The sequence below is a fragment of the Catellatospora tritici genome (assembly GCF_019083965.1).
GTDB classification, from domain to species: Bacteria; Actinomycetota; Actinomycetes; order Mycobacteriales; family Micromonosporaceae; genus Catellatospora; species Catellatospora tritici.
On sequence record NZ_JAHRCY010000014.1, the window covers coordinates 190,343 to 202,862 of the forward strand.

Genomic DNA, 12,520 nt, shown 5'->3' on the forward strand with positions numbered 1-12,520 from the left:
GATGGCTTCGAAGACTCCGGCCAAGAGCGCCGCCCGTGGCGGCAGCCAGCCGAACCTGCACCAGAAGGGGGTGCAGATCCAGGAGTTCGGGACGGTGCGCCAACTGCCGGTCGGACTGTCCCACGACGCCCGGATGTACTCGTGCGAGCGGCTCAACCAGACGCTGGCCGACAGCCAGATCCTCTACAGCCTCTACAAGAAGCACCACTGGCTCATGCGCGGTCCGACCTTTTACCAACTGCACCTGCTGCTGGACAAGCACGCGGGCGAGCAGCTGGAGCTGATCGACACGATCGCCGAACGCATCCAGAGCCTGGGCGGCGTGGCCATCGGCGACCCGCGCCACGTCGCGGAGATCACCGTGATCAAGCGGCCGCCGGACGGCGTCGAGGAGGTCCCGGCGATGATCTCCCGGCTGCTGGAGGCGCACGAGTCGATCCTGATCGCCGCGCACGACGCCGCGTCGCGCGCCGCCGAGATGGGCGACGACGGCACCAACGACCTGCTGGTGTCGGACGTGATCCGCACCGGCGAGATGCAGGCCTGGTTCCTGGCCGAACACCTCGTCGAAACGCCCCTCACCGAAGCCTGACCACCACCGCCCCACCCCGCCCGCGGGGCGCCAAGATCGGCGCAAGTTGCCGGGCAATCGTGGGTATGGGACCTCAAGATACGCACGATTGCCAGGCAACTCAGCCGATCTTGGGCGGCCCGGAGCACCGCCGTGAGCGGGTCTCCGTCAGCCCGCCCGGCCCGCCAGCGGGCGTACCTCGATCGGCAGCGTGGTGACCTGGGCGATGCGGTCGGCCCAGCCCAGAGCCGCGTCCAGGTCCGGCGACTCGACCAGCCAGAAGCCGCCGACGTGCTCCTTGCCCTCCGCGTACGGGCCGTCGGTGAGCAGCGTCTCGCCATCGCGGTGGCGCACCACGGTGGCGGCACTGGCCGGGGTCAGCGGGCTGGTGAACACCCAGGCTCCGGCCGCCCTGATCTCCTCGTTGACCGCTTCCAGCTCGATCATCACCCGGTCCAGCATCTCCGGCGGCGGGATCACCCCGTCCGGCTGGTAGATGCTCAGCAGGTACTGCGTCATGGTCTTCCTCCTCGTCTCGGTGACGGCCCCCGTGACCGCCGCACCCTCTATACGAACGGGCGAACGCGGAATCGACACGCCACGCGCCACCAATTCGGCCGCGATTCCGGTCGAGGTGCCCGGACCTGGCGCCAGATAGGTGCAGTTTCAGGGAAAGTGCACGAATCTTGGGCTCGATAGCCGCAATTTCCCCGAAACTGCAGCCTCCGCATCGATCACGCCTGGTAGCCGGCGGCCTGGAGGGTGAAGAGTTCGGCGTAGCGGGCGGGGTTGGCCATGAGTTCGGTGTGGGTGCCGGACTCGATGAGGACGCCCTCGTGCATGACGAAGATTCGGTCGGCGTGGCGGACGTTGGCCAGGCGGTGCGTGATGAGGATGGTGGTGCGGTGGCCCTGGCGGTCGCGCAGCGCCTGGAACAGGGCGTCCTCGGCGCGGGGGTCGAGGGCCGAGGACGGCTCGTCCATGATCAGCAGCTCGGCGTCGCGGAGGAACCCCCGGGCGGCGGTGATGCGCTGCCACTGGCCGCCGGACAGGTCCTGGCCCTGGGCGAAGGTGCGGTCCAGCAGCGTCTCGTACCCGTTCGGCAGCGCCACGATCATCTCGTGGGCCGCGGCGCGCTCGGCCGCGGTCTCGATCCGCGCCCGTCGCGGCAGCCCGGCGATGTCGCCCAGCGCGATGTTGGTGGCCGCGGTGAACGGCCACTTGTGGTAGTCCTGGGTCACCACCGCGATCCGCCCGCGCAGCGCGGCCGCGTCCAGTTCGGCCAGCGGGACGCCGTTCCAGGTGAGCACGCCGCCGCTCGGCACCCGCAGTCCGGCGATCATGGCGGCCAGGGTCGACTTGCCCGATCCGTTCTCGCCCACGAACGCCACCGTCTGGCCAGCCTTGATCTCCAGTGACACCGCGTCGACGGCGCGGGTGTCGCGGTCGGGGTAGACCAGGCTGACCGCCTCCACGCGCAGCTCGCGCAGCGGGGGCGGCTCGACCGCGCCGGAGGTGTCGGGCAGGTGGTCGGCGGCGCGGCGCAGCAGCGCGGTGTAGTCGCCGAAGTGCCGCCCGTCGGTGTAGAGGCGGTCCACGTGGATGGTGACCGTCGACAGCGCCCGTGACGCCGCCTGCAGCGCCACGACGCAGGTCGCCGCGGCGGCCAGCGGGATCGACCCGGTGAGCAGCAGCCAGCCGAGCAGCGCGTACACGGCGCCGCTGGCGACGCCGCCGATCAGCGAACCGACGGTCGTGGTGGTGGTGACCTTGCGGGCCAGGTCGAGTTGGATTCTCGTCTCCACCTCCATGACCTGGTCGTACTGGCCGAGCAGGAACTGGCGCAGGTCGTAGCTGCGCAGCTCGGCGGCGGTCTGCCGGTCGGCCATCAGCCGGTGCAGGATCCACAGCCGACGGCGGCGCACCGAGCCCGCCACGTACGTCTGGTAGCGCTGGTGCCCGGCCTTGAGCGCCGCCCACGCGTTGGGCACGGTGGCCACCAGCAGGGCCAGCAGCAGCAGCGGGTGGATCAGGATCACCGCCACGGTGACCGCGAGCAGCGACACCACGCCCGCGAGCAGGTTCATCGTGCCCTGCACCAGGCCCATCGCCGCGTCGGTGCCCCGGCTGGCCCGTTCGACGTCGTCGGCGAAGGCGTCCTGGTCGAACGCGTCGAGGCGGACGGCGGTGGTGGTCTCGAACAGCTTGCGCTCCACCACCCGGTCGACTCGGGGCGTGAGCCCGTTCTGGGCGTACCCGCTGGCGATGCCGAGCCCGGCGCGCGTCGCGGTCGCCAGCGCCAGCGCGATCAGCGCGGGCAGCGCGGCGGTGACCCGGTCGGGGGTCGGCCCGGCGGAGAACAGTCCGACCAGTACGCGCTGGGTGGCCAGCAGCCCGAACGTGGCCATCGCGCCGGCGGCGACGGTGGTCGCGGCGACGACCAGAGTGCGGGTGCGGTCGGCGTTCCAACTGATGCCGACGGCGGTGGAGACCAGCTTGGGCAGTTCGGTGAAGACGGCGAACAGGCCCGCGTCGGCGCGGGCGCGCATGCCGGTCTCCCACCACATGGCACGGAGTTCGGGCAGCGCGGGCTCGTACGCGGGCGGGGCTGAATCGGGGTCTTCGGTCGAGGTGGTGGCGCCGGTGGCGGTCGCGGTCACGTGGTGTCCTCCCTCGTCGGTGGGCCACCAGTCTTTCGCGCGGGACCGACAGTCAACGAGCGATTTCGATTGCTGTCAGCCAGTAGAGTGGTGAATGATCATCCACGATCGGATCACGGGGAGCGTTCGACATGTCCAGCCGGGCCCAGCCCATCGTGTTCGCCACGCAGCCGCCGGTCGCCCGGCCACTGGACGTGTCCTGGATCCACGGCTCGCCGTCGGCCAAGTACAACACCGACCCCGATCTCCAGGTGTACGCCCACGACGAGCACACCTACATCCTGCGGCAGAACAAGGCGGTGCACTACGAGGCGCCGTTCCTGTTCCTGCTGTTCGGCAACGACCGGGCGGTGCTGATCGACACCGGCGCCACCGCGAACCCCGAGCACATGCCCCTGCGTACGGTCGTCGACGAGCTGATCGCCGACTGGCTGGCCCGGCACCCGCGCCCCGGCTACCGGCTGCTGGTCCTGCACACGCACTCGCACGGCGACCACACCGCCGGTGACGGCCAGTTCGCCGACCGGCCCGACACCGAGCTGGTCGGGGCCAAACGCGAACCGGCGCACGCCTTCTTCGGCTTCGACACCGACCCAGACCGCACCGCCCTGCTCGACCTGGGCGGCCGGGTGCTGGAGTGCCTGGCCATCCCCGGCCATCACGACGCGTCGGTCAGCTTCTACGACCCGCACACCGGCTTCCTGCTCACCGGCGACACCGTCTATCCGGGGCGGCTGTATGTGCAGGACTGGGCCGCGTTCGGGCGCAGCATCGACCGGCTGGTGGAGTTCGCCGAGCGCCGGCCGGTGACGCACGTGCTGGGCTGCCACATCGAGATGAGCACCACCCCGGGTCAGGACTATCCGGTGGGCTGGAACTACCAGCCGGACGAGCCGCCGCTGGAGATGACGGTCGAGCACCTGCGGCAGGTGCAGCGGGCGGTCGCGGAAGTGGGCGATCGGCGCGGGCGGCACCCGTACCAGGACTTTGTCATCGACCGCACCAACGGCTGACCCGCGCTAATCACTCAGCGTCAGTCCTTTGTGGAACCAACAGCAGCTCAGGCAGGGGGTCGACGCCAAATTCGAGCCGTAGGGATGATACGACTCACCCGATCAAGCGACATACCTTCTACCCGCGCGGGCACGCGGACGTGCCCGCCGGAGCAGGAGGTTACCCCTCGTGAGAATCCAGCGACTGACCCGCAACCGCGCGGTCACGCTCGCGCTCGCCACTGTGACCGTTGCCTTCGTGGCCGGTGCCGGTGTGCAGGGTGCGCAGGCCGCGCCGTCCGGCGCCGGCCCCACGAAGCTGTACATCGTCCAGACCGACAGCGCTCCCACCGGCGTGTACGAGGGCGGCATCGCCGGCTACCAGGCGACCAAGCCCGCTGAGGGCGAGCGCTTCGACTCCTCGACGGCCGCCGCGAAGGCGTACACGAAGCTGCTGACCTCGCGCCACGACAACGTGCTGCGCAAGGTCGGTGCCACCGGCAAGAAGCGGTCGGACCTGTCCACCGTGTTCGACGGCTTCATCGCCGACCTGACCGAGGCCCAGGCCGCGCAGCTGTCCAAGACCGCGGGTGTGGTGCGGGTCTGGGAGAACAAGGTCTACACCGTCGACACGACGACCACCCCGAAGTTCCTGGGTCTGTCGGGCGACACCGGCGTGTGGCAGCAGCGGTTCGGCGGCGCCGAGAAGGCCGGCCAGGGCATCATCATCGGCGACATCGACTCCGGCATCTGGCCGGAGAACCCGGCGTTCGCCGCGCTGCCGACCCCGCGCCCGGACCAGTGGATCATCAACCACAAGTGGCGCGGTGTCTGCGACGCGGGCACCGAAGAGCCGATCACCTGCAACAACAAGCTCATCGGTGCGCGCTACTACCCCGGGTTCGGCAACACGGTCACCGAGGACGAGTTCGTCGGCCCGCGTGACCTGAGCAGCCACGGCACGCACACCGCGTCGACGGCGGCGGGCAACTACAACGTGCCCGCGACCATCAACGGCGGCTCGGTCGGCTCGATCAGCGGCATGGCCCCGGCCGCCCGCATCGCCGTCTACAAGGCGCTGTGGGAGAAGGAGGACCGGTCCGGCGCCAGCGGCACCACGGCCGGTCTGGTCCAGGCCATCAACGACGCCGTCGCCGACGGCGTGGACATCATCAACTACTCGATCTCCGGCTCGACCGACTCCGTGGTGGGCCCGGACGAGGTGGCGTTCCGCAACGCCGCCGCGGCGGGCGTGTTCATCTCCACCTCGGCGGGCAACAGCGGCGACTCGGGCCCGTCGACGGTGGCGCACAACTCGCCGTGGACCACCACCGTCGCGGCGAGCAGCCACGACCGGGGCAACCAGAAGAGCATCGTGCTGGGCAACGGCGCGACCTACACCGGCGTCGGCGTCGTCCCGGCCGCGGTGGCCTCCACCGGCCTGGTGAACGCCAAGGACATCGTGGCCGCCGGACAGGACCCGGCCATGGCCGAGCTCTGCATGCCGGGCACCCTCGACCCGGCGCTGGCCGCCGGCAAGATCGTGATCTGCACCCGGGGCATCAACGCCCGCGTCGAGAAGAGCGCGGTCGTCGCGGCCGCCGGTGGCGTGGGCGCGGTGCTGGCGAACTCGTCCGCGTCGCAGACCGGCGTCGGCGACTTCCACGCCGTGCCGACCGTGCACGTGAGCTTCGCCGACGGCGTCGCCATCAAGGCGTACGTCGCGAGCGCGGGCGCCGGTGCCACCGCCAGCCTGACCGAGACCGACCCGACCCCGGTCGTGGCTCCGGTCATGGCGGGCTTCTCCTCGTACGGCCCGGCCCTGGCCGGTGGCGGTGACCTGCTCAAGCCCGACATCACCGCGCCGGGCGTGGACGTCATCGCGGCGACCTCCCCGGCCAGCGACGGCAACAACTTCAACGCGCTGTCGGGCACCTCGATGTCGGCGCCGCACATCTCCGGCCTGGCCGCCCTGATCATGGCCAAGCACCCGCTGTGGCCGCCGATGTGGGTCAAGTCGGCGATCATGACGACCGCCTACCAGACCGACAACGCGGGCAACCCGATCCAGACCGCGTCCGGTGACGCGACCCCGCTGAACTACGGCGCGGGCCACGTCGACCCGACCAAGATGTTCGACCCGGGCCTGGTGTACTCGTCGCGTCCGCGCGACTGGGACGCGTACGCCTGCGCGATCGGGCAGACCCCGGAGAAGGGCTGCGCGTCGGCCGCCAAGATCGACCCGAGTGACCTGAACTACCCGTCGATCGCCATCGGCGACATCACGGGCGAGCAGGTCGTCAAGCGGACGGTCACCAACACGACCACCTCGGCAGCCACCTACAAGGCGACCGTCACGGCTCCGGCCGGGTTCACGGTGACCGTCAGCCCGAGCAGCCTCACGCTCGGGTCGCTGCAGTCCAAGAGCTTCACCGTCAAGATCACGCGTACCACCGCGCCGCAGGGTGCCTGGGCGTTCGGTTCGCTGACCTGGACGCAGACGGTCAAGGGCAAGACGCTGCACGCGGTGCGCAGCCCGATCGCGGTCCGGCCGGTGCCGGTCGCGGCCCCGCTGAACATCAGCGCGACCGGCTCGGGCACCACGGTCAAGGTCAAGGGCGGCTACGCCGGTACCCTGACCAGCACCGTGTCCGGCCTGGTTCCGGCCGCCGTCACCGGCGAGGCACTCGACCCGGACGGCCCGGAGTTCAGCTCCAGCAGCCCGGCCGCGTCCACCCGGACCACCAAGATCACGGTAACCGTGCCGGACGGCGGATTCGGCCGGGTGCAGACCTTCGACGCCGACTACGCCATGGGCACCGACATCGACGTGTTCGCGTACGTGGCGGGCACGGCCAACGAGGTCGCCGAGAGCGCCGGCGGTACCGCGGCTGAGGTCATCGACCTCGGCCCCGGCACCTACGACATCTACTACACCCTGTTCGACGCCGCCGGCATGACCACGGTGAAGGGCCACTCGTGGGCGGTCGCGCCGGTCGCGGCGGGCAACTTCACCGCCACCCCGGCCAGCCAGCCGATCACCGTCAACGGCACGGTCACCGTGACGCTGTCGTGGACCGGCCTGGTCGCGGGCACCCGCTACCTGGGCGTGGTGACGTACGGCGACGGCACGGCCGTGGTCGGCCAGACGGTCGTCACCGTCAGCTGATCCGAGCACACCAGAAAGGGCCCGGCGGATCTCCCGCCGGGCCCTTTCTCCGTCCTATGCCGCCTGAGTCGCGCCTCGTCTGCCCCGCCGCCGGGCGATATACGGCAGTGCGAACAGGTACAGGCCGGTGAGCAGCAGCACCGCGAGCGGAAGCAGCGGGATGTACGACACCCAGATGGCCGGATCCTTCTGGGCCAGGGCGATGAATGACGCGATGACGGTGACCGTGAAGGCGATCGCCGTCCAACGGTGGATCTGCCGAATCGTCTTGTTCACTGGGATCTCCTGTGCGGTGGGGTTCGAGCCGGAGCGGACGCGGACGGCGGTCAGCGGTCCTGGATGAGGCCGAGGACGTTGCCGTCCGGGTCGGTGATCGTGGCCACCAGACGGCCGCCGCCGACGTCACGCACGGACTCCTTCACGGTGGCGCCCGCCGCCGTCACCTCGGCCAACTTCGCCTCGATGTCGGGCACGTGCCAGTAGGCCACCGGTGCGGTCATCGCCTGCGGTCCGCCGCCGGGCACCAGCCCGATCTGCTGGCCCTCGACCTCGAAGCCGACGTAGTAGGACCCGTCGGTCTGCGGTGCCACGCCGAGCAGCGCGGCGTACACGGCCTTGGCCGCGGCCAGATCGGACACCGGGTGCAGCACGGTCTTGATGCCCTGGGTGGCAGAGCCGGTCATGGTCACTCCTTCGTGGGTCGCCTCGACCCGGTTTCTCGTGGAAGTGGCCGCCGACGACCACGGATACAGCCTCGTCCGGCGGCCGTCGGCCCACATCCGTGCCGACCACGGGGACCACCACTGAGTCGGGCGTACGTATCCGGCAGGATGGGACCGGTGACGGCTCAATCGGGGATCTCCGCTCGGGAAGCGGAGGTGCTGACTCTGCTCGGCGAGCACCTCAGCAACGCGGAGATCGGCGCACGGCTGTTCATCTCCGTCCGTACCGTCGAGACCCACGTCTCGTCGCTGCTGCGCAAGCTCGACGCACCGGACCGGCGCGCACTGGCGCAGCTCGCGGCCGAGTGGAGCCGGGCGGCGCGGGGCGGCAAGGCCGTCTCCGGGCTGCCCGCGGCGGTGACCTCGTTCGTCGGCCGGGCCGGTGAGCGGGCGGCACTGGCCGCCGCGGTCAAGGCGCATCGCCAGGTGAGCGCGGTCGGACCCGGCGGGGTCGGCAAGACCCGGCTGGCGCTGGCGGTCGCGGCGGACACGGCCGGTGACTTCCCCGACGGCGTATGGTTCGTCGACCTGGTCCCGATCACCGACCCGGCGATGGTCGGGGCGGCGGTGGCCGCGGCGGTCGGCGTCGGCGAGCAGCAGAGCCGCGGCATCGACGAGTCGGTGCTCGCCGCGCTGGCCGACCGGCACGCCCTGCTCGTGCTGGACAACTGCGAGCACGTACGCGACGGGGTGGCGCCTTTCCTGGAGCGGCTGCTCACCAAGTGCCCCCGACTGACCGTGCTGGCCACCAGCCGGGCCCGGTTGATGGTGCCGTTCGAACGGGTCCACCCCGTGCCACCGCTGTCACTGACCGGCGACGGCGACTCCGACGCGGTCGCGCTGCTGCTCGACCGGGCCGCCGCCGTGGGCTGGCCGCTGGCGCCGGAGCAGCTCCAGCAGTCCGCCGAGATCTGCCGAGGCCTGGACGGCGTGGCGCTGGCGATCGAACTGGCCGCCGCCCGACTGCCCACGCTCGGGCTGGACGGCCTCGCCGACCTGCTCTCCGACCAGCTGCGGCTGACCGGCGGCGCCCGCGCCGACGACCGGCACCGCTCGGTCCGGGCCATGCTCGACTGGAGCCACGAGCTGCTCGACCCGGCCGACCGGACGCTGCTGCGCCGCGTCTCGGTCTTCGTGGCCCCGTTCACCGCCGACGCCGCCGGGCAGGTCGCCGGGTTCGGGCCGCTCGCACCGGCGGTCGCGGACGGCCTCGCCCGCCTCACCGAGCAGAGCCTGCTCACGGTGCTCCCATCCGCCGGCGGCACCCGCTACCGCACCCTGGAGACCATCCGCCAGTACGGCGTGGAGCAGCTGACCGCCCACGGCGAACTCGACGAGCTCCGCACCCGGCACCTGCGCTGGTGCCTGAGGAGCGCGGGCAGCCTCGCCGAGGCGGCGGGCAACGCCGACGGGCCGTGGCGGGCGCGCTTCGACGCGGTCGCCGACGACCTGCGGGCCGCGCTGGGCTGGGCGACGACCGTGCCCGAGCACCGCGATGACGCGTACCGGCTGGCGGTGGCCCTGGCCGGGCTCGCCTTCGCCCGCAACCTGGTCGGCGAGTCGCAGCAACGGTACGAGCAGGCCGCCGCCCTCACCGCCGATCCGGCCGCCGCCGCTGCCGCGCTGCGGTCCGCTGCCTCGGTAGCAGGCTGCCGACTGCTCGGCGACGACATGTACCGCCTGCGCCAAGCCGCCGCCGAGGCCGCGCTTCAGGCGGGCGACCAGGCCACCGCCGCCCGCGACCTCGCCACCGCGGCCACCACCGCATACCGCTTCTCCGGCATGTTCACCCGGGTCCCGTCGGCGGCCGAGACCATGGCTCAGCTGACCGCCGCCCGGGAACTGGCCGCCGACGACGCGGCCGGGCGCGCCGCCGTCGCGCTGGCCGAGGCGGCGGTGCTCACCGACACGTTCGGGTCCGACCAGGGACCCCCCGAGAACACCGTCGCCGACACGCTCGCCGCCGCCACCCGGGCCGTCGAACTGGCCCGCCTCGCCGACGACCCGCTGACCGCCTCCGCCGCCCTCGACGGCCTCGCCGGTGCCCAGAGCTGGGCGGGTGACAGCTTCGGCGCCGCCGCCACGGCGCGCGGCCGGATCGAGATGCTGTCGGCGGTGCCGGTGACCCCGTCCAGCCTGCACGAGCTGACCGACGCGCTGGTGTCGGGCATCGACACCAGCCTGGGCGTCGGCGACCTGCCGATGGCGCGCCGCTGGGCACGGCAGCTGGCCGACCTGCCGCTGCTGGCCGAGGTCGGCCATTACGCCACGTGCTGGCTGCTGATGGTCGAGGCGATGGCCGTGGAAGTGGACACGGTGCTCGTGGCGGGCGAGCGGTTCCGGGAGGCGTGGGAGCGCACCGGGCGGCTGCGGGCGCCGCGCCTGGCCATCGCCGCGGCGGCGGTTGCGATGATCCACGGGCTGCGCGGCGACGACGCGGCTCGGGCGGACTGGCTGGGCATCGCGGAGCAGCTCGGGTCGACCCCGGAGCGCAGCGCGGGCTACGGCGCCGTATTCGACGCGATCGTGGATCTGCACCACGGTCGGGTCGGTGCTGCCCTGGACCGAGTGGCCGCAGAGCCCGAGGACGTGTGGAAGTGGGTCACCTGGATCTGGCTGCACTGGTACGTGGTCCTGCGCGCCGAGGCGGCCGCGCTCGCCGGGCACCCGGATGCGCGCAAGCGCATCGAGGCGGCGAGGGTCATCGTGTCCGGCAACCCGATCGCGAGCGCCCAGGTGGAACGAGCGGCGGCGCTTCTCACCGGCGATCGAGACGCGATCCTGGCCACCGGTGCGGCATTCGACGCCGCAGGGTGCCGCTATCAGTGGGCGCGGACGCTCGTGCTCGCCGGAGGTGAGCACACCGCAATCGGGGCGTCAGCTCTCGCCGCGACCGGTTGCGTCACACCGGCCGCAACACCGCAGTCCGGCCGGTAACGCCGCGCTTCTCGTGGCCGGGGTCAAGGCCGGTCTGCGGACTGGGCTGGATAACCCCCTTGCGCACCCGCCCTTGCCGCTAACTCGCGATGTTCCTGACCGCGCTCCGGATCGCGTCGGCGTAAAGGTAGATGTCGTCCAGCGAGTCGATCAGGTGCCGGGTCTCCACCTTGTTCTCGTCGAACGTGCCGAGGTACTTCCTTGCCTTGCCGTTGAAGTGCAGGCGGGCGATGGGTCTACGGTTGTTGTCGTCGAGAAGGATCGCGAAGTAGGACTTGGCGTCGCGACCCACGATCCGCTGCGGCTTGACCTCGCTGCAGGCGATCGCTTTGACGATCTGGTAGCCGGTGAGCTCCTCAAGTGTGGTCTCTACCTCGGTATCACGACCGGCATCGACTACTTCAGCCGTTTCATTGTCCGGCGCCTCCGCGGCGGTCGACACATCCGGCTGATTGTTGTTCGCGTAGAGCGCGCTCTTGAGCCGGTCGTTCACCTGGTCCCGGATGAACTGAGCGGCCGCCTTCGCGACGAGCGGCCGGAACTGCTGCCGTACCTTCTGGGTGAACGATCCCTCGTGGAGACGCGCCGCGAAGTACCTGACCCAATCGTCGTCGGGCTCCTTGAACTGCGCTGCCAGCGTGCGCTTGATCTGGCTGAGCTGCCTCAGTTCCTCAGCCGCGTAAATTACCGAGTCGAGATCGAAGTGCTCTTTCGACAGCTTGCGCAACTCCGGCAGGAGAGCCTCGTCGATGTCCTCCAGATCCAGTACGAGGAACGGCTTCTCGTCCATGAGGTTCGGAGCGTCGAGGTCCGAGTAGAAGTGGTAGACCTGACCGTTGGTGAGGATCGCGATCCGGGCCCGCGTGACGGAGAAGTACCGATACAGCTGCGACGCATGGACCACCTTCAGTGAGTCGCGTGGTTGCTTGCATTCGATGAGGATCTGGACCTCGCCGTTGCGCACGATCGCGTAGTCGATCTTCTCGCCCTTCTTCGTCCCGAAGTCGGCCGTGTACTCCGGGACGACCTCCTTCGGATCGAACACGTCGTAGCCGAGGATCTGTATGAACGGCATGATCAACGCGTTCTTGGCGGCTTCCTCCGTCTGGATCGCGCTCCGACGGTCGCGAACCTTCGTGGCCAGCTCGGCGATTCGATCCTCGAACTCCATATGGCACGCCCTTCTGTGAACCCTGCACCGGGGGATGACGGGATGTTACCGACCGATTGCGGAGCGCGTAGCCACGAAAATCGGCCGACTGATACCTCCGTTCGTCGGACAGATACAGCGAAAGGCATGGGGACCACGTCCCTATCGCACCTGGGCGATCGGGTGTGCGGTCCAGTCCAGGATGGATCCCATAGGTCCGAGCGGTGCCTGTGCTAGTCCGCAACCCGACGTCCCGTCAACCCCCCAGCGACATCGCCTCATCACCTGGACCCGCACCCTCTGATCGGAGCGTGGGGGG

At 70.6% G+C, this 12,520-nt stretch carries 10 protein-coding genes; 5 read left to right on the forward strand and 5 right to left on the reverse strand.

Translation table 11 applies throughout. The features are described 5' to 3' along the window. Window position 1: 1 nt before the first annotated feature. Complete coding sequence (locus tag KUA19_RS28615) at window positions 2-592, forward strand: Dps family protein (RefSeq protein WP_217394956.1); 591 nt, start codon at window positions 2-4, stop codon at window positions 590-592. Between the two features lie 147 nt (window positions 593-739). On the opposite strand, the gene KUA19_RS28620 is transcribed toward KUA19_RS28615, so the two are convergent. Both KUA19_RS28620 and KUA19_RS28625 read right to left on the reverse strand, forming a co-directional pair. Continuing rightward, window positions 740-1,090, reverse strand: coding sequence for a YciI family protein (locus KUA19_RS28620; protein WP_217394957.1), 351 nt, complete (start codon window positions 1,088-1,090; stop codon window positions 740-742). A 215-nt stretch (window positions 1,091-1,305) separates the two neighbouring features. Further along, window positions 1,306-3,231 carry an ABC transporter ATP-binding protein gene (locus tag KUA19_RS28625; protein ID WP_372451767.1) on the reverse strand — a complete coding sequence of 642 codons (1,926 nt, stop codon included), beginning with the start codon at window positions 3,229-3,231 and terminating at the stop codon, window positions 1,306-1,308. Window positions 3,232-3,362: 131 nt separating this feature from the next. Here KUA19_RS28625 and KUA19_RS28630 point away from each other — a divergent pair, with 131 nt between their 5' ends. Beyond that, window positions 3,363-4,244 carry an MBL fold metallo-hydrolase gene (locus tag KUA19_RS28630; RefSeq protein WP_217394958.1) on the forward strand — a complete coding sequence of 294 codons (882 nt, stop codon included), beginning with the start codon at window positions 3,363-3,365 and terminating at the stop codon, window positions 4,242-4,244. Between the two features lie 169 nt (window positions 4,245-4,413). Then, window positions 4,414-7,392, forward strand: coding sequence for a S8 family serine peptidase (locus KUA19_RS28635; protein ID WP_217394959.1), 2,979 nt, complete (start codon window positions 4,414-4,416; stop codon window positions 7,390-7,392). 54 nt (window positions 7,393-7,446) lie between these two features. Here KUA19_RS28635 and KUA19_RS28640 read toward each other — a convergent pair whose 3' ends face one another. Together KUA19_RS28640 and KUA19_RS28645 are read right to left on the reverse strand one after the other, a co-directional pair. Next, window positions 7,447-7,668: a hypothetical protein gene (locus KUA19_RS28640; RefSeq protein WP_217394960.1), complete on the reverse strand. Its 222-nt coding sequence runs from the start codon at window positions 7,666-7,668 to the stop codon at window positions 7,447-7,449. A 50-nt stretch (window positions 7,669-7,718) separates the two neighbouring features. Then, window positions 7,719-8,075, reverse strand: coding sequence for a VOC family protein (locus tag KUA19_RS28645; RefSeq protein ID WP_217394961.1), 357 nt, complete (start codon window positions 8,073-8,075; stop codon window positions 7,719-7,721). Here KUA19_RS28645 and KUA19_RS44100 point away from each other — a divergent pair. Together KUA19_RS44100 and KUA19_RS28650 are read left to right on the forward strand one after the other, a co-directional pair. Then, window positions 8,074-8,199, forward strand: coding sequence for a hypothetical protein (locus KUA19_RS44100; protein WP_302498524.1), 126 nt, complete (start codon window positions 8,074-8,076; stop codon window positions 8,197-8,199). The genes KUA19_RS28645 and KUA19_RS44100 overlap by 2 nt on opposite strands. 32 nt (window positions 8,200-8,231) lie before the next feature. Next, window positions 8,232-11,051 carry an ATP-binding protein gene (locus KUA19_RS28650; protein WP_217394962.1) on the forward strand — a complete coding sequence of 940 codons (2,820 nt, stop codon included), beginning with the start codon at window positions 8,232-8,234 and terminating at the stop codon, window positions 11,049-11,051. 79 nt (window positions 11,052-11,130) lie between these two features. Here KUA19_RS28650 and KUA19_RS28655 read toward each other — a convergent pair whose 3' ends face one another. After that, window positions 11,131-12,222: a type I restriction endonuclease gene (locus KUA19_RS28655; protein WP_217394963.1), complete on the reverse strand. Its 1,092-nt coding sequence runs from the start codon at window positions 12,220-12,222 to the stop codon at window positions 11,131-11,133. Window positions 12,223-12,520: the final 298 nt, after the last annotated feature.

Coding starts and splice junctions, on each gene's coding strand:
- KUA19_RS28620 (WP_217394957.1), bottom strand. CDS start 1,090: ATGACGCAGTACCTGCTGAGCATCTACCAGCCGGACGGGGTGATCCCG.
- KUA19_RS28615 (WP_217394956.1), top strand. CDS start 2: ATGGCTTCGAAGACTCCGGCCAAGAGCGCCGCCCGTGGCGGCAGCCAG.
- KUA19_RS28645 (WP_217394961.1), bottom strand. CDS start 8,075: ATGACCGGCTCTGCCACCCAGGGCATCAAGACCGTGCTGCACCCGGTG.
- KUA19_RS28630 (WP_217394958.1), top strand. CDS start 3,363: ATGTCCAGCCGGGCCCAGCCCATCGTGTTCGCCACGCAGCCGCCGGTC.
- KUA19_RS28655 (WP_217394963.1), bottom strand. CDS start 12,222: ATGGAGTTCGAGGATCGAATCGCCGAGCTGGCCACGAAGGTTCGCGAC.
- KUA19_RS44100 (WP_302498524.1), top strand. CDS start 8,074: ATGGTCACTCCTTCGTGGGTCGCCTCGACCCGGTTTCTCGTGGAAGTG.